The organism is Daejeonella lutea (assembly GCF_900168015.1).
GTDB lineage: Bacteria > Bacteroidota > Bacteroidia > Sphingobacteriales > Sphingobacteriaceae > Daejeonella > Daejeonella lutea.
Map to the genome: position 1 here is coordinate 289,916 of NZ_FUYR01000001.1, position 17,331 is coordinate 307,246.

General features: G+C 43.7%; 13 protein-coding genes. 4 read left to right on the top strand and 9 right to left on the bottom strand.

The window, feature by feature from the left end; all coding sequences use genetic code 11:
* The first annotated feature begins 9 nt into the window (after positions 1-9).
* Entirely contained in the window at positions 10-576 is a 567-nt protein-coding gene (locus B5X60_RS01430) for a biliverdin-producing heme oxygenase (RefSeq protein WP_079700788.1), read from the top strand.
* Here the strand turns inward: B5X60_RS01430 and B5X60_RS01435 are convergent, their stop codons facing one another.
* The 6 genes from B5X60_RS01435 to B5X60_RS01460 form a co-directional block, all read right to left on the bottom strand.
* Entirely contained in the window at positions 577-2,781 is a 2,205-nt protein-coding gene (locus tag B5X60_RS01435) for an ATP-binding protein (protein WP_079700789.1), read from the bottom strand.
* Between the two features lie 457 nt (positions 2,782-3,238).
* Positions 3,239-3,694 carry a DoxX family protein gene (locus tag B5X60_RS01440; protein ID WP_079702261.1) on the bottom strand — a complete coding sequence of 152 codons (456 nt, stop codon included), beginning with the start codon at positions 3,692-3,694 and terminating at the stop codon, positions 3,239-3,241.
* Between the two features lie 31 nt (positions 3,695-3,725).
* Positions 3,726-4,304, bottom strand: coding sequence for a YceI family protein (locus tag B5X60_RS01445; RefSeq protein ID WP_079700790.1), 579 nt, complete (start codon positions 4,302-4,304; stop codon positions 3,726-3,728).
* Positions 4,305-4,345: 41 nt separating this feature from the next.
* On the bottom strand, positions 4,346-5,008 hold the full coding sequence (locus B5X60_RS01450) for an NADPH-dependent F420 reductase (protein ID WP_079700791.1): 663 nt from the start codon (positions 5,006-5,008) through the stop codon (positions 4,346-4,348).
* Between the two features lie 109 nt (positions 5,009-5,117).
* Positions 5,118-5,696: a Crp/Fnr family transcriptional regulator gene (locus tag B5X60_RS01455; protein ID WP_079700792.1), complete on the bottom strand. Its 579-nt coding sequence runs from the start codon at positions 5,694-5,696 to the stop codon at positions 5,118-5,120.
* 154 nt (positions 5,697-5,850) lie between these two features.
* On the bottom strand, positions 5,851-6,297 hold the full coding sequence (locus B5X60_RS01460) for a DinB family protein (RefSeq protein ID WP_079700793.1): 447 nt from the start codon (positions 6,295-6,297) through the stop codon (positions 5,851-5,853).
* Between the two features lie 150 nt (positions 6,298-6,447).
* Between B5X60_RS01460 and B5X60_RS01465 the strand changes: the two genes are divergently transcribed.
* Positions 6,448-7,404: a M28 family peptidase gene (locus B5X60_RS01465; RefSeq protein WP_079700794.1), complete on the top strand. Its 957-nt coding sequence runs from the start codon at positions 6,448-6,450 to the stop codon at positions 7,402-7,404.
* Positions 7,405-7,415: 11 nt separating this feature from the next.
* Here the strand turns inward: B5X60_RS01465 and B5X60_RS01470 are convergent, their stop codons facing one another.
* Entirely contained in the window at positions 7,416-7,826 is a 411-nt protein-coding gene (locus B5X60_RS01470; protein ID WP_079700795.1) for a DoxX family protein, read from the bottom strand.
* 63 nt (positions 7,827-7,889) lie between these two features.
* On the opposite strand from B5X60_RS01470, the gene B5X60_RS01475 reads away from it, so the two are divergent.
* Together B5X60_RS01475 and B5X60_RS01480 are read left to right on the top strand one after the other, a co-directional pair.
* A complete protein-coding gene (locus tag B5X60_RS01475) occupies positions 7,890-10,037 on the top strand; it encodes a pyrroloquinoline quinone-dependent dehydrogenase (protein ID WP_079700796.1) in 2,148 nt (715 codons plus the stop codon).
* A gap of 31 nt (positions 10,038-10,068) precedes the next feature.
* Positions 10,069-10,638, top strand: a complete 570-nt coding sequence (locus tag B5X60_RS01480; RefSeq protein WP_221406180.1) for an HD domain-containing protein — start codon at positions 10,069-10,071, stop codon at positions 10,636-10,638.
* A gap of 41 nt (positions 10,639-10,679) precedes the next feature.
* Here the strand turns inward: B5X60_RS01480 and B5X60_RS01485 are convergent, their stop codons facing one another.
* A complete protein-coding gene (locus B5X60_RS01485) occupies positions 10,680-15,503 on the bottom strand; it encodes a chemotaxis protein CheB (protein WP_245803441.1) in 4,824 nt (1,607 codons plus the stop codon).
* Positions 15,504-15,511: 8 nt separating this feature from the next.
* Positions 15,512-17,029, bottom strand: a complete 1,518-nt coding sequence (locus B5X60_RS01490; protein WP_079700798.1) for a GAF domain-containing protein — start codon at positions 17,027-17,029, stop codon at positions 15,512-15,514.
* Positions 17,030-17,331 lie beyond the last annotated feature (302 nt).

Genomic DNA, 17,331 nt, shown 5'->3' on the forward strand with positions numbered 1-17,331 from the left:
TTTTTATTCATGTTTTCCAATACATTAAAAGAAGAGACACAGCAAAATCACGTGGATCTTGAAAAGAAGATCGTTCCAAGGATTAAGGCCATTCAATCTGAACAGGATTATATAACTCTACTCAAGCTATTTTATTCATACTTCGGCGCACTTGAAACGTTGGTGCAGTCTGTCCTGGATACGTCGCTCTTACCGGATTCTACCAGTCGTCGTAAATCTGAGGCAATTCTGAACGATATTCGTGCTCTTGGTGGGGATACACCGAACCTTGCAGGTGTTGCCGATTTGCCGGAAATTTCTGACCACGCGGCAGCCCTCGGTGCGATGTATGTGATGGAGGGTTCCACGCTCGGTGGACAGATCATCAGCAAAATGATTGCCAAGGCATTACCCGGCAAAACAAATGATGCACTTAGTTTTTATAAGGGATACGGCGAGAATACCATGCCGATGTGGATTGCTTTTAAGAATGCAATGAATGAGCATGCTGTTACGGCCGATATACAGAAAAAGGTGATTAACGCTGCAAACGAAACTTTCTTGAAATTTAGTCAGTGGGTTGATAAGGCCGGCTGATCATTTTTTAAATGCCACGTAGAATGTAGATCCTTTATCAAGCTCGCTGTCAGCCCAGATTTTTCCCTGGTGTTTTTCCATTATTCGCTTTACGATAGCCAGTCCCACTCCCGATCCTTCGATTTCACGGACATTATCCAGCCGCTTAAACAGCTCAAAAATAAACGGAAGTTGTTTAATGTCGATTCCCATACCGTTATCGCTGATAGAGTAGACCACTTCTACTTCATCTTCCTTTCCCTCAATTTTAATCTGTGGACAGGGCGATTTTAATGAGTATTTGATCGCGTTACTCAATAGGTTAGAAAATACCTGTGAGATCATCATTGGATCGCCTTTTATTGGCGGAGTATTACCAATCTCTACATGCAGGCTTTCGGCTTTAAAGGCAACCTTCAAATCTTTAACAAGGTCACTAATCATTTCACCGGTCTCAATTTCTTTGAAATCCGGTGCCGCCCGTCCAACCCGGGTATAATCCAATACTTCATTGATCATCAGGCGCATTCTTTCGGCCCCGGAAACGATTCGTGCCAGAAAGTCTTTTGACCTTGGACTAATGGTGTCGTCTCGCATCATAAGCTGCGAAAAACTGGTGATAGTGGACAGGGGATTCTTTAGATCATGCGAAATAGTATAGCTGAAAGTGTCTAGTTCTTCATATGCCTGCTTTAGCCTTTCGTTCAACAGCCTGATCTCACTGGCTTTTTGACTGATAGCGGACATTACTTCGGTTTTAAGACGGATCACCGATTTGATCTCCTCATTGCTCCAGGTTTCTGATTTTCCGGAAACTGTTTCCGCCCAGGCATCAAAGGACTTACGGGGTGAGATTTTGAGAAGGCCGTTCTCGTCAGTTTCGGTAGGCTTCTCCGGATTGCCAGCCCAAACAATTTTCTGTAGTTTTTCAGGCTTGAACCAGATAATATATTCGCTAAGCTCTGCTGATAATGTGGTGATCATGATGCCGCTTGCAATATCTTTATAAGCAACAGCATCAGGGTTTAGCGAAGTAAAATTGTCAGTGTAAAAAATCTGCTCGCTAACATTGTTATTCACCCATCCTACAATTGATTCCACCTGTTCCTGGGTAGGTGCTGCACCGATTGGCATAATGTTTTTCTCAAAAACAAGTACAGCTCCGGTAGCGGTAGTGACGTCGAGAATTGTAGTGTCATTTTTAAGAAGGGCTTCCTCAATACTGCCCGTTTTGAACATGTATTTCGACAACTTATCAACTGCTGCCTTAAAGGCGTCAGTTTGATGCTGGCTTTCTTCATCCTGTCGGAACTCGAGAGCGGAGGAGAGTATTTGACCAATCAATTTCGCTGATTCCCGCGATTTGAAATCAATGAAACGTGGGGTATAATTATGGCAGGCTATTAGGCCCCACAGGTTTCCTTTGTACAACAGGGAGATACTAAAGCTCGAATCGACCTCCATATTCTTTAAGTACTGGATATGAACTGGCGAAACCGCCCTGAGCTGGGAATTGGTAAGGTCCAGAGGGGTGGCACCGTGTTCTGAGGTGCTTAGAATTCGCGATGGCTCAGTGTGAACATCCGCTATCAGCCGGGTTAAATTTCGTTTGTAAAGCTCTCGAGCTTGCTGCGGAATGTCGGAAGCAGGGTAATGTAAGCCTAACCATGATTCGAGGTTCTCGTCGCGCGCCTCGGCAACTACTTCTCCGTGGCCGTCGTCAGCGAAGCGATAAACCATGACACGGTCGTAATTTATAACTTTCTTAATCTGCTGGGCCGAGTTATTCAGGAGATTCTGCAAATTCTTATCTGCAAGCATTTCTGAAATCGAGCGTCCGATGGCTTTCTGAACGTCAAGCACATTGTCGGAAATTGCTGGTTCAAACTCCAACAGGTAGTAATCTGAGGAGTGAGATATGATGAGATAATAAGGTTTCCCCTGGATGTCGGTTGTAAAAGGATTAGTCTGCTCGAATCCATTTGATTTCCCCAATGCAATCAGCTGGATCATAAAATCAGGCGGCTCATTCTTTCCGATGATAGGTTTGATGCTGTTGATATGTTCGCCCAGCAAAGTGTCAGGTAGCCCTTCTAAATGGCCGGTTAGATTTTCACTGTGATAGCGAATTACAAATTGCTGATCGATTACGATAAGAAAGCCATGAGATTGAATCTGTCCGGGAATATGGATAGGTTCAACATCACAATTGGTAAGATTTATCATCAAAAGGGGGAGTGAATTGGTGTATAAAAATAGGGTTTTTGCGGGATATTAACAGATTGTGTGCCAGAAATTCGTGCTTTAGCCTTTCAATACTCGCCCGCTAAATGCACTTATTTTCCTTTCGTCTGGTAAAGTGATGCCTGTATTCACTTGATCGCAATTAATTTTTATATCCCACCGTCGATGGCTGAACGCATGAAAGGCTTTGAAAACGATGAGATTGAGTACAGCAATTCTGCTTCGGATAGGTATTGGATACTTGAAAGATGGATATTTATGGGAAATAATATAAGGGCTGAACGCACCTTATACACAATGAATCGTGCGGGTTGCACTACACAACATGGATGACTATAAGCGTCAGGGAAGCTTTGGGTATCGTGACTGCTGGCGGGTCGCCTACTTTCCAGCTGAGCGGAAAGTAGGTGCCATAGCCCCCGCAAATGGCGGGCTTATTTTATCGTTTGCTATATGCCAATTCTCCTGTAGGATGGTGCTTCCTGTTTTGGCTCACCAAGTAATCAACCGAAAACTTCCCACTGCCTGCAAACAACAGCACAATGTATACAACCAGATAATTTAACCCCGATTCTTTAACTGCAAATGGATCGGAAGCGTGTACCAGCAAGACCGCTGTCAGCATTGTTGCGATTAGCGGTAAAGTTGCCAGGCGGGTTGCAAATCCGGTTAATATGAGCGCCGAACAGAAAACCTCTGCAAACACTGCCAAGCTGAGGCTGAACTCCGGACTCATTCCCAGCATCCCTGGGAATTGTACTTGCCCTCCCGATAACAGCATCATCAGTTTAGGGATGCCATGGGTTAGCATTAAAAATGCTATCCCAAGGCGTGCCACTAAAAGAGCAATATCTATTGTGCCGGAAGTTTTTTCAACACTGAATATCTTTTTCATTTTCTTAATGCTCAACTCTTAAACCGTTTAATTATTTCTTCTGAGCAAACTCGCCATCAGCTTTAATCCTCACTTCGTCACTGATCATTGGAGCGGGGAAACCTGCACCTAAATTAAAATCAGAGCGTTTGATAACACCCTCCAATTGGAAACCAGCGGTATTTGCTTTAGACATTGGGTTTACTACTGTTCCTCTGTATGTGAGGTCCATGGTAACCTGTTTCGTCACCCCGTGCAGGGTAAGATCACCTGATAATTTGTATTTGTCCTTACCGTTCTTTTTTAGCGAAGTGCTTTTGAAGGTCAGTTCCGGATATTTTGCGACGTCGAAAAAATCTGGACTCTTAAGGTGATTGTTTCTGGCTTCAACACGCGTGTCAATCGACGAGGCCTTGGCGGTAAGCTCAAAGCTTGCGTCGCTGAAATCTGGCTTAGACGATTCTATTTTTACATCAAAATCATTGAATGTCCCTGATACATCGGAAATGCCGAGGTGAGTTACCGTGAAACCAAGCTGTGAATGAGGGTCGTCATTAAGCCAGGTAGGTACTACATTCGTGAATGCTGATAATGCAAAAAATGCGATTAAGATAAAAAAGTACTTCTTCATGATGTGTTTTAATTTGTGTTATTTAATTGTTTGATTTTAAATTAGTGGTGTAAAATTTTCCAGCCTGCAAGCCAGTTATAATTATTTTTCATGCCCAGTTGAATTAAAAGCAGCTGCATATTTTCCAGCGTACGGCTGACAGATAAGTCGCCTGCAGCGATGGGGTTAAATCCTGCCGTGGCTACAATTTCTGAGACGATCTGCACTGCTTCTTCATCATTACCAGCAATAAACGCATCTGATTGTTTTCCGTCAATAACCGGACTATTAAAATCCGCAGCAAATGAAGTATTAAACGCTTTAATTACCTTTGAATTTGGAAGCAGCTTTTGCAGTTCTTCAGCAGCGCTAGAATCAGAAGCTGTGGTCAGGCCGTTGTAACTCTCATTTAAGGGGTTGGCAATACTAATGACTATTTTCTGGTTGGCCACTTCGCGGATCTTCGCGGCTATCTCTGCCTCTGCAGAAAAAGGAACATCAAGGATTATAATATCTGCTTCCCAGCTTGCATCAGCAGGGCAAACTGCTGTGTCGACATCTGCATGGGCGTTCTTAGTTTTTATATCCCCGACAAGTGCATCTAACGCGGCCTGATCGTTACCTTTTAATAGTAACCGATAATTGCCTTTGGAAATTCCTTTTGCAATGGCAGAGCCCATATTTCCCGTTGCTCCGATAATTGCTATGGTTTGCTTCGTTTGCATAGTCTTTGTTTTGATTATACAAAGGTAGGGTGAGGGTCGACAACGGTCCATTGCTATAGAACAAGAAAAAGCATTGACCTATGTCAATGGAAATCCGGATCCGCTTTTTTTACCGTCCCACCATCTTTTTACGAACCCTGCTAAGCGTTTCAGGTGTAAGGCCCATATAAGACGCAATCATGTGCTGAGGTACCCGCTGTACAATATCCGGATAGATCGCATTAAAACTCTCGTAGCGGTCTTCGGAAAGTGAGCTAATGATCGACGTCAGTCTTTTCTGCATCGCTACATAGGCACCGGTTATATTCAAACGGGTAAAAGTTTCAAACTTTGGCATGGTTAGGAGCAACTCTTCATGCGCCGTTTTGCTGATTAAAGTAAGTTCCGAATCTTCTATTGCATCAATATTATATGTTGCTGGTTCATCCGTAAGAAAGCTGTACAGGTCTGAAATGGTCCATCCTTCAATGGCGAATTGAATGATATGTTCGTTACCCTTTTCATCCACAGAATAGGAACGTAAGGCTCCCTTCTCAACAAAGGCGACATACTTGCATGGATCACCTTCCTGCAGCAGGTATTGTTTTTTGCGCAGCTTTTTGGGCGTGAGATATTTTGCGATCTGCAGTTCTTCCTCCTTTGTAAGTTGAACTTTTGTATTGAAACTTTCGAAAAATAGTTCGTGCACGCGAAACGATTTAATTAATGTTCAAATATACGGTTGAGAGTTGAGAATGGAGAGTTGAGAATGGAGAGTTGAGAATGGAGAGTTGAGAATGGAGAGTTGAGAATGGAAAGTTGAAAGAAAGCCGTCAACTCTCCATTCTCAACTCTCCACTTATTCAGTAGTGCCCAAAAATCTGCTTCAAATGATGTTCCAGATGTTTCACGTAGTCGTCAAAGACAAACTCCAGGCTAACAGTTACGTTTCCACCCATACGGCAAGTTCTCTTCCAGTTTTCCTGGGGTATTTCTTTGGCAAGAGCAGCGAGTTGCTTATTGTAAAAATACCAGAAGCTTATCAGTTGTGAAGAAGGTATTTTGTCGTGATAACTGAATTCGTTCCATTTATCCTGATCGTAAAATATAAGTGGTTCGTCCTCAAACTGCCCGCGGATAAGTCGTTGATGGTTGTTTGTCGCACTGTCAATCAGATGGCCGAGGATTTGTTTTTTACTCCATTTTCCGGGCTCAGGGGAGCGACATAATTCCTCTTCGCTGAATTGAGCGAATAGGCCGGGCAGGCTTTGACAAAGATATTCGAGCCGTTTGATTCGTTCGGGTATCATCTGCGAAATAATAAATAATATCAGGTCCGCTTTTTTGACTTGAGAATGTCTAAATGGTTATTTGCGGAATGCACTACAGAAGTACATTTATTTTATGTCTTTTTCAAAAGAATTTAATTTTTTCCTCATTAAATTTAAGCTTACCTTATCATGATGAAAAGCATCATTACTATCTTTTTTCTGATTTTTTCATTCCAGGTTTACGCCCAAAAGCTTGATAGCCTAAAGCTTATGGTGGACTTAAAAGAACTTTCATCCGACAAGTATCAGGGCCGCGCTCCCGGAACTTACGGTGGAAGGCTGGCTCAGCTCTTTCTCGTCAATCGCTTCAAAGAGATAGGTCTTAAGGCTTATCATGAGGAATACAAACAGGGAGTGACAGTCCTTGGCGAAAAACTTGACCGGAAGGGCCCGGACAGTATCTGGAATTTTAAGCAGGTAAAAGGGGCGAATATAATTGGCTTTATCCCCGGGAAGAAAAAGGAGGTGATCGTCATATCAGCTCATTATGACCATATTGGAATCTTTGAAAAGCGGATTTATAATGGTGCAGATGATAATGCTTCCGGTGTAGCTGCATTACTCTCCATGGCTGAATACTTTACAAAAAACACGCCTCACCATACACTGATGTTTGCCGCATTCGATGCTGAAGAGTTATTTATGATGGGCTCTATGGGTTTTTTTAAAAATCTTCCCATCCCTGAGGGGGATATTGTCATGAACCTGAACATGGATATGATCGGTACAAACAGTGATTATGAGATGTATGCCGGGGGTACGCATTATTATAAAGAGTTCAAGCCGATGCTTCGTAAAATATGGGGCGGAAGGTCAAATATCGGATTAAGATTTGGTTACGATATTCCCAGGACTAAGGACGACCGGACTTTCAGGAGCGATCACCTGATGTTCCATCTTTCTGGTATTCCATTTTTGTACTTTGGCGTTCCAGAGCATTTAAACTACCACCAAACAACTGATGACTACGATAACATCTCTCATTCTTTTTACTATACTGGCGCCAACCTCATCTTAGATACGCTCATCGAGCTGGACCGAAATTTTCCGGACGTGAATAGGAGGGAAAACATTTTTAAGAAATGAGTCTGGAGTACTTAGTTCCAAATCAACCTGTCTGCAGAAAATTTTCCCGGTCCGGTGAAAAAGATTGTTAAAAATATCCCCAGGTATAGTAAAGACATTTCTTTCGTTCCAAAATCGTCAGTTGCATGGACTATGAGGCATGCGACCGCCATGTTTATGATTAGGGGGATTGATGCGAGGCGTGTAAGTAAGCCCATGATAATTAAAATAGCGCAAATGAATTCAGCGAAGGCGGCGAGATGGAGTGAGGTGCCCTGTCCAATGCCCAGCGGATCGCCGAATTGCATATTTCCTGAAATAACTTTTTGAAATTTTGGGTAGCCATGGGTTAATAATGCAGCCCCTGAAACAACGCGAAGAATTAAAAGCCCGAAATCATAGGAAAGTGGGTTAGCGGAAAGAAAGCTTGATTTAATGGACATAAGTTTATTTGTTGATCCCTTCTAAAATAAAGAAATCGAATTATCTTCAATAATAATTTTTGTATGAAACGCGTCCTTTACATCTATATAGCTTTTGCCATGCTGATTTCATTTAGCGGGATGCAACCAAATGCGGATATCCATCTTAGTTGGTCGACCTTTTCGGGCACAAATGATGGAATTCGATATGCCTCGGGGGATCAGATCACCACGTCAAATGCCAGTCAGTTAAAAGTTGCCTGGACATATGAGACGGGCGATAAAACCAACCGGACAACTATTCCAACTACCCCCATCATGCTGAATGGTGTGTTATATGGCGTATCGCCGCAGTTGAATCTTTTTGCATTAGATGCCCTTAGCGGGAAGCAAATATGGAAATTCAAGCCTCTGGACTCCACCGGCCGCGGTTCTATAAGGGGAATATCCTACTGGCAGAATACAAGCGGTAGCGATAAGCGGATTTTTTATTCCACTGGTCCCTATTTATATGCTGTAAATGCTGATGATGGAAAAGCTGTTAAATCATTCGGAAAAGGCGGCTTCATCGATTTGCGCGAGAATCTTGACGTCGACTTTCCTAACTCATCGGTGGCGGGAAATGCAGCTCCGACGATTTACAAAAACTTATTAATTACCTCCATGCGGGTTTCAGAAGGCAGCGATGCGGTACCGGGCCACATACGGGCCTTCGATGTGATCACTGGTCAGCGGAAATGGATCTTCCACACCATTCCACAGCCTGGCGAACCGGGCTATGAAACCTGGGAGGATAAAGATGCCTGGAAGCGGGTAGGAGGTGCTAATAACTGGGGCGGAATGGCGCTCGACGAGAAACGGGGGATTGTTTACATACCTACAGGGTCGGCAACGCCCGACTTCTACGGTGCCAACCGCAAAGGCTCGAATTTATATGCGAACAGTTTGATTGCCCTCGATGCTAACACCGGAAAATACATCTGGCATTTTCAGGTAGTGCATCATGACATATGGGATCGGGATCTTCCTGCGAATCCAAATTTGGTGCGTGTACGTAAAGATGGCAAGTATGTCGACGCAGTAGCTCAAATCACGAAGCATGGATATATATTTATGTTCGACCGCGTCAGCGGTAAGCCGATTTTTCCGATTAATGAAGTTCCGGTTCCGGCTTCAGACCTTCCCGGCGAGCAGGCTTGGCCAACACAGCCAATTCCCACCTTGCCGGAACCTTTTGCACGGCAGATCCTAAATGCTGACGAGATTAGCGACCGAAGCCCGGAAATAAAAGCGCAGCTGCTTGCGGCGTTTTCAAAATACCGCAGCGGCAAGGAATTTATTCCACCAAGTTTCCAGGGCGGAATGGTGTTTCCAGGCTTCGACGGTGGGGGCGAATGGGGAGGTTCGGCTGTGGACCCCGTCACGCAAATCATGTACATCAGCACCAGCGAACTTCCATGGTGGACCCAGATGATTCCTAATCCCGCATTAAATAAAGTGGGCGGCAAAACCTTTAAAGAAGTTGGGCGAAGTGTTTATGCGAAATACTGCGTAAGCTGTCATAGGTCCGACTTAAAAGGTGAGGGCAAAGCATTTCCCTCCCTTGTGGGCTTGGACAAAAAATACAATGAGCCACAGTTGAGGCAAATCCTTCACAATGGCAGAAATATGATGCCTTCCTTCCGCCAGATTGTTGAAGAAGAGAAGGCCCCCCTGATCACCTACCTGCTCGATCTGGAAGACAAAGAAGCGCTCCCAATAAGAGCGAGTGCTGCATCTAGCCCGGAGCGCGATATAACACCCTTGTATTCCATGAATGGTTATCACAGGTTTTACGATAAAGATGGATTTCCCGGAATTAAACCCCCGTGGGGAACGTTGAATGCGGTTAATTTAAATACAGGTAAACTTATTTGGAAGGTGCCGCTGGGCGAATTCGAGTCACTAAAAAAAGAGGGTATGATGAACACCGGCACAGAAATTTATGGGGGGCCGGTAGTTACCAGGGGTGGGATCGTTTTCGTTGCAGGTACGCAGGATGAAAAGATCCGCGCATTTGACAAGACCAACGGGAAAGTTTTATGGGAAGGCAAACTGCCAGCCGCCGGCTTTGCTACTCCTGCCGTTTATTCGATTAAAGGTAAGCAGTACGTAGTGATTGCCGCAGGTGGAGGGAAATTGGGTATGAGGAGTGGGGGGAGTTATGTGGCATTTGCTACTCTCACTCACTAAAACATTTTCCTCAAATTGTCATTATACGGGTATGGAAAATTTGCCTTCACATATTCAACACGTTCTGGATCAGGTCACTGAGTTCGCCGATCGTGCCCACGGTGAGCAAACTCGAAAATACACTCCCGATCGCTATATAGTCCATCCAATAAGAGTGATGAAGATGCTCTGCGAATATACATCTGATATTTCTATGCTTGCGGCAGCTTTGCTACACGATGTTTTGGAAGATACTGCAGTGACCAGCGACGAGATGAGTCATTTCCTGGAAGGTATCATGCTTTCCAGCGAGGTAAGGAAGACAACACGGCTTGTGGAAGAACTTACCGATGTTTATGTCAAATCAGCGTTTCCTCATTTAAACCGTCGCCAGCGTAAGGAACTCGAAGTGGCCAGGATATCAAAAACCAGCCGTGACGCCCAAACCATAAAATATGCCGATATTATCGATAACTGTATTGAGATTGTAAAATACGACCGCGGTTTTGCAGGAAAGTTCCTATATGAATGCCGCGAGATATTAAGTAAAGCAACTCATGGCGACAAAAAGCTATATGAAAAGGCTAAGTTGGTTTTGAATGATGCGAGGACGCAATTGTAGCATAAATTGCCTTATCGCAGATCATCAATTCATTAAATTTATTATAACTGCTTTTCAGTATTTAACGGTATTTCAAACCAAAACTCTGAGCCTTCATTTTCAATACTATTCACACCGATCGTTCCATTATGACGACGGATTATTTCGGCTGAGATATACAAACCAAGTCCAAGGCCCGAGAATTTCACTGACGATTCCTGTACGCGGTAGAAGCGGTCAAAAATCCGTTGCTGCTTATCATCCGGGATACCGATCCCGAAATCTTTAACGGAAAGCTTGAATCTGTCGCCGACGACTTCGCTGTATACTTCTACTTCAGTGGCTTCCGGAGAATACTTGATAGCATTAGACAAGAAGTTTACCACAACCTGCCCAATTCTGCTCATATCTGCTGTTATTGAAGCACTCACGTTCTTAATAATCTTGATCTGGTGGGTTTGCGATTCTTCTTCCACGTCTTCCACACATTCAATGATCAAGTTTTCCGAATCGAATGTGGAATAGTTGAAGAGCATTTTGCCCCCCTGGATACGAGTTACATCCAGCAGATCCTGAACTAATTGATTTAGCCGATCGCCCTGGCGGGTAGCTTTGATGATAAACTGCTCGAGATGTTCAACTGGCTTTTCTGACTTTAGCAAACGATTTGCAATCTGCAGAGATAACTTGATACTCGTGATTGGTGTTTTAAGCTCGTGACTGGCTATACTAAGAAATTCATCCTTACGCTGCATGAGTTCCTGCACAGCTTGCTTGCCCAGCACCAAATCAGTCACATCGAAACCGAAAAAGGCTACGCCGTCGATTTCTCCCTCGTCTGAAAATACAGGGGTGATGGTAAAATCATACCACGAATCTTTTGGGTCTCCGTTTTTTTCCTTGCGGCTAACTTTTACGGAATTGCTGGTATAAGGAACTCCCGTTTTTAGTACGTTTAAGCTGATCTCTTCAATCTCGCTGTCTGCAAATTCAGATCCGGCTTCACGGGCTGTTTTTCCAATATAGTGTTCCTGCCCATCAAATGTTCTAAATGCGTCATTTACATACTGATACCGTAATTCTTCGCCGCTTCGGATGGTGATTAATGCAGGAGCATGCTGGAACATGCTATAGAACTGATCTTTTTGTTTTATGATAAGTTGCTGGAGATCATTCTTTTTCTTTTCAGACTCCTTCTGCGCATTGATGTCAATAATAAAGGTCACCACTTCATCACCCTCCTTTTCATCGAGGATCGCACTACCCGCCAGAACCCAGAATGCTTCACCATTTTTGCGAATGAATTGTTTCTGGAATGGCACCGAACTGCCTGTACTACCAACTTCTTCAATTGCTTTCCGTGTAACATCGTGGAACTCCGGTGGAGTGAGTTGAGTCCAAATTTTTGGCGAAGCTTTCAGCTCTTCGATGGTATACCCAACCATATGAAGGAATGCCTGGTTAGCCTCAAAGATCTCACCAGTTTTAAGACTCGCAAAGGTCATCCCGATTACGTTCGATTCAAAGATCTTCCTGAACTTACCCTGGCTCTGTGCTAATTTCTGCTCTGTTTCGATCAGTTGAGTGATATCAATCGTTGAACCCACCACCCTGAATGGTGTATTGTATTCATCCTTCAATATCCGGCCCCGATCAAGAACAAATGCGTAGTCACCATTTGCTTTTCGGAATCTATATTGTTCAGACCACTGGTCAGATTTTTTATTAATAGCACTATAAACACTCTCTTTTATCCGGTCCCGATCGTCTTCATGAATAGTTTCAAACCAGAACGCAGGCTTCTTCGACTGTTCGTCGACCTTGTAGCCAAACATGAGCTCGTAATTCTCATTACGCCAGATTGAGTTCGAGGCGAGATCCCAATCCCATATAGTATCGTTCGTTGCTGTAGAAACCAACTTGAATCGTTCTTCACTCTCCGATAACTCTTTAGTCCGTTCAGTAATACGATCTTCAAGCTCTAAATTCAGAGATTTGAGCTTTTCACGAGCATCAATGAGATCGTTGTAATTCTTGCGGAGACGCTGTTCAGCCGACTTGGTAGCGGTGGTGTCGGTGAGGTTCAGGACGAGACCATCACCCATGCGCACAGCAACAAGCTGGTACCACTTACTATTGATAACTAATTCAGTTTTATATTCCGAACCTCCATTAGCAACTTCGGCATATCGATCGAAAAGCTTAGCCTGCGTAAGCTGCGACATATGCTCCAGCATGCTGGCCCCTTCAAGTCGTTCTTTAGTGGTCTCCATGAGTTCGGCAGCTGAATAGTTGCAGGAGATGCACTGGAAGTCGGTCACCTTGCCTGTACGGTTACGCAACGATGCAAACGCGAATATCCCGCTATTACTTGCATTTAAAACACTCGTGACAATATTTGATAGTTCTGCCAGCTCGGTGATATCAACAAAACTGATAATTACACCATCGATCTGCTTGTCTTTACGGACGTACGGCATCACCTTCATCAGACAGCGCAGACCATTTTTCAGCTCTACTTCTTTCTGCATGGGTTTGCCATTGGCCATAACCATATGGATCTCGGCTGTCAGATTCTCATTCAATACATTGTTTGAAATGTGCTCAAATGAACGACCTATATCCGCTTCGATCAGGTTGACCATATCGATTACCGCCGGATTAAACTTACGGATTGTGAGGTTCGTATTAAGGAAGATGAACCCTGTATCGATAGCCTTGAAATAGTTATCGAGATCATCATTCAGGTCCACCAGTTCCTTTATTTTCATCTGGTGCTCCGTGTTGAGGGTATGAAGCTCTTCGTTGAGGGATTGCAGCTCCTCGTTACTTGATTGCAGCTCTTCGTTAGCGGATAGTAACTCCTCATTGCTGGACTGGAGTTCCTCATTGGTTGTCTCCATTTCCTCTACAGCCATCTGAAGATTTGTGCGAGTTTCGCTGAGTTCTGCTTCCAGTTCCAGGATAAACTCATTGTGCCGGCTGTCTTCGGGGATGGACTTTAATTCCTCTGACGCAGGATAGTCCATAAAGCTTTCGCTAAAGGCGAGGAGGGTATAGCCATGCAGGTCGTCTGATTCCGGCTTGCGGATAGAGACGTTGAATTGCTGCCCTTTTTTTGATTTATCAAGAACGAGATTGTGCAGGTGTACTGTTTTTCTTTCCTTCTGCGCTCTGCGGATCCCGGTATTGAGCAGCACTGCAACCGTCTTCGGTACCATTTTGAGGACGTTCAGTTCAATCTGATCGTCTGGTAAGGAAAGGAATTTTTTGTAATTCCCAACTACATCCCGTATTACATGATTATTATCGATGTAAATACCGGCATAGCCCAAATCAGCCATTAAAAATGATTTAAAATCATTCTCAACCGAGGAATTTGAGCCAATAGATTTTGGTGAATCTTTTCGCTGCAAAGGCAATGAGCGGATTCGTTCTTCTACCTGGTAACTGTTTAACGAAGAATAATTGATCAGCCCTGACTTTTTATAGAACTTCCATTTGCTGCTGACCTCCACAAAGCCGTCTTTAAGTAATGACCCGGTTTCACTTGGTCCAAGGAACAAATACCCACCAGCGCTCAGCGAGAAATGAAAGGTTGAAAGGATTTTTGTCTGTAAAATACTATTCATGTAGATCAGCATATTACGACAGGTCACCAGGTCGTTTTTTATAAATGGCGGCGACTTAATCACATCATGTTTAGCAAAAACGATCTGTTTGCGTATTGAGGGGATTACGCTGTAATGTTTATGTTCCCGATTGAAATACTTTTTCAGGATATCCGCAGGAACATCTTCACTGATGTTCAGCGGAAAACGGTTTGCCGAAGCAATATCGAGGCTTGCCCCGTCAACATCAGTTGCAAATATTTTAATTTCTATGTTTTTACCGCTTATCTCAACGCATTTATTCACGGTAATGGCAACTGAATAAGCTTCCTCACCGGTACTACAGGCACATACCCAGACTTTAAGGACAGAGCCATCTTCCTTGCCGCTGAGAATCTCAGGAATAATCTTTGATTCCAATATCGCGAACGCCTGCTTATCTCTAAAAAACCGCGTAACACCAATTAAAAAGTCGTTGCCGAGAAGTTTTACTTCCTCCGAGTCACCTTTCAGAATAGTAATATAATCCGGAAGCTCGCGAACATTTCTGTCGTTCATCCTCCGTGTTATGCGGCGTACAATTGTAGGAGTCTTATAAAGGTTGAAATCATGGCCATTTTCACGGTAAACTAAGCGGAAGATCTCGTCAAGTTGTTCTTCATCAATTTTACCGTCCTTCATTATATTAATGGGCTCTTCATTGACAAATTTGAAGAGCTGATCCGGCATTTCCTTTGGTACTAGGATGTGGTCTGCATTACCGGAGGTTATGGCACTATTGGGCATACCATCAAACTTCGCTGATGAAGGTTCCTGAACCATAACCATACCGCCACACTCCTTGATCACCTCGATCCCCTTTGTGCCATCGGTACCCGTGCCGGATAAGATTATTGCAATGGATTTGTCTTTCTGATCCCGCCCCAGCGAGTTTAAGAATATGTCTATCGCGGTATTGGGCGATTTAACATCTGATCGCATCGAAAGCTTAAGCTTACCGTGCGATACCGTCATAAGTTTGTTATTTGGGATGATGTACACACAGTCCTGCTGAATGGTCATGTTATCCTGAGCCTCGAACACTTTCATGTGCGTATGCTTGGAAACTAGTTCTACGAGCAGGCTTTTGTAATCTGTAGAAAGGTGCTGAATAATTACGAAGGAAAAGTTGGAGCTTGCCGGCATGTGGTCAAAAAACTCATGTATAGCTTCTAAGCCTCCTGCCGAAGCACCAATCCCAACTATATATTTACTGTATCTGCGAGTTGTCTTCAAAACTGTTTCTATTCAGCTGTTTCTCCTAATCGTAGCTTTGACAGAAACGATGCCAGAGTTCTTGCTGCATCAATTTCTGCGTCTTTCCATGCGGTTGAATAGTTTTCCACTTTTTCTTTCCAGAGCTTAAACGAATTTCTCGGATGATAGTTTTTACCGTTGGCTTCGAACGTGATCGCCTCATTTGGATTTCCGCCCCAATCGATCGTGGCTTCAACTTCCGGGCGAAAGCAGATCAGATAGTCAGACTGCTTACTATCGATGGGCATAACCAGTAAACCGCTTGCCTGTTTGGCAAAAGGGCCAGCCTCTTCAAATGCCTCGGAGAGGTTATCTGTGTAATAGATATCACTCAGGTTTTTATTATCTATCCACAGTAACAGCTCGTCTACAAAATCCGTATCCGGTACCACGCCAACCTCACCTTTTTTTCCATTGAGAGCTAGAATTGCACCTCCCACCGAGAACAAGGAAAGTAGTTCTTTACCATCTGTGTTAAAAACGGCCGTATCAGGATTGTTTTTATGATGCAGCCGGTCCATGATATCAACACGCGTTTGCTGTAGTGCAGCCGAGATCTGCCCATCTTCGAGGGAGAGGACAGTTGATATCTTTGACGAAATCGTAGCGGAGAGCATTTCGAAAATGGAACACAGCTCCATATCAATATACTTTGGTTCTATATGATGACAGGATATCAGGCCCCAGAGCTTACCATTATTAAGCACCCGAATGGACATTGATGCGTTTATGCCCATGTTTTTCATGTATTCGATATGAACCGATGGCACACTTCGCAGGTTATAATCCGAGAGATCGAGGAAGCCATCGCTAACCGGGTTTACTACAGGGAACAAGGAAACCGGGGTAAATTCCCTTTTAGGGATCTGGCGATAGGGATTTTTCAAATATAAGTCGCGGGCCTGCTTAGGGATATCTGAGGCCGGAAAGGTTTGCCCTAGATAGGGCTCTAGTAAATCGGTTTTCTCCTCTGCGATTACTTTTCCGTTCCAGTCTTCATCAAACTGGTACATCAGCACACCGTCAAAACCGGAGATTTTTTTCAATTCCCTGATCGCCACTTCGGAGATACCCTTCACATCCGATTCTGCTTCAATAGAATTTATAGCTAGCTGGATATCGGCCAGCACAGTGCTTAATTTACGTTTACCTGATTTAGGCTTGCCTTCGATTTCAAGGACCAAGTAGTCGGGCTTGAGATGAAAAAGCGCGGAATGTACCTCACTTTTTCCAATCGTTAGTTCCATTGGAACCCGTCTGGCGATGTCGTTTTGAATAAAAATTTTTATTTGTTTTACGTCTTCCCCGCTCAATACTTTGCCGAGATCAGCTGTGATTAATTGTTCTGGCGACAGGTGAAATAGTTCTTCTGAATTTTCACTTACCTGTAATATTTTAAGTTCGGACCTGGAGGCTATGATTAAATACCCATAATCCTGAATTAAATTAACATTATTGAGTGGAAGCCTCCCGCAGAATTCTGAGTCAAAGTTTTTTTTGCCCATATCAATTGTAGTGCCTTAATGATTAAGGCGAATCATAGTTAGTTTCGCGCAATATAAGCGTTTCCCGCCAGCAGAGCAATAATAACAGGGCAAGTTAGCACTGTTTTCGGCCCTTCGTAATAAATTTATTGCATAAAAGTCCAAAATTTTTTTTCCTCAGATTCGCTGTAATTCCAGGAAGAATTATCCATTTCGAACTTATTTAACAAGGGCAGCATCATCCAGGTAAGATGAGGAGTGGGGGAGTTAGGTAACGTTTTCAGTTGAGAAGTGAGGTATGAGGAATGAAGCAGGAGCCAGTG

Coding starts and splice junctions, on each gene's coding strand:
- B5X60_RS01475 (WP_079700796.1), top strand. CDS start 7,890: ATGAAACGCGTCCTTTACATCTATATAGCTTTTGCCATGCTGATTTCA.
- B5X60_RS01440 (WP_079702261.1), bottom strand. CDS start 3,694: ATGAAAAAGATATTCAGTGTTGAAAAAACTTCCGGCACAATAGATATT.
- B5X60_RS01470 (WP_079700795.1), bottom strand. CDS start 7,826: ATGTCCATTAAATCAAGCTTTCTTTCCGCTAACCCACTTTCCTATGAT.
- B5X60_RS01445 (WP_079700790.1), bottom strand. CDS start 4,304: ATGAAGAAGTACTTTTTTATCTTAATCGCATTTTTTGCATTATCAGCA.
- B5X60_RS01460 (WP_079700793.1), bottom strand. CDS start 6,297: ATGATACCCGAACGAATCAAACGGCTCGAATATCTTTGTCAAAGCCTG.
- B5X60_RS01450 (WP_079700791.1), bottom strand. CDS start 5,008: ATGCAAACGAAGCAAACCATAGCAATTATCGGAGCAACGGGAAATATG.
- B5X60_RS01465 (WP_079700794.1), top strand. CDS start 6,448: ATGATGAAAAGCATCATTACTATCTTTTTTCTGATTTTTTCATTCCAG.
- B5X60_RS01430 (WP_079700788.1), top strand. CDS start 10: ATGTTTTCCAATACATTAAAAGAAGAGACACAGCAAAATCACGTGGAT.
- B5X60_RS01435 (WP_079700789.1), bottom strand. CDS start 2,781: ATGATAAATCTTACCAATTGTGATGTTGAACCTATCCATATTCCCGGA.
- B5X60_RS01490 (WP_079700798.1), bottom strand. CDS start 17,029: ATGGGCAAAAAAAACTTTGACTCAGAATTCTGCGGGAGGCTTCCACTC.
- B5X60_RS01480 (WP_221406180.1), top strand. CDS start 10,069: ATGGAAAATTTGCCTTCACATATTCAACACGTTCTGGATCAGGTCACT.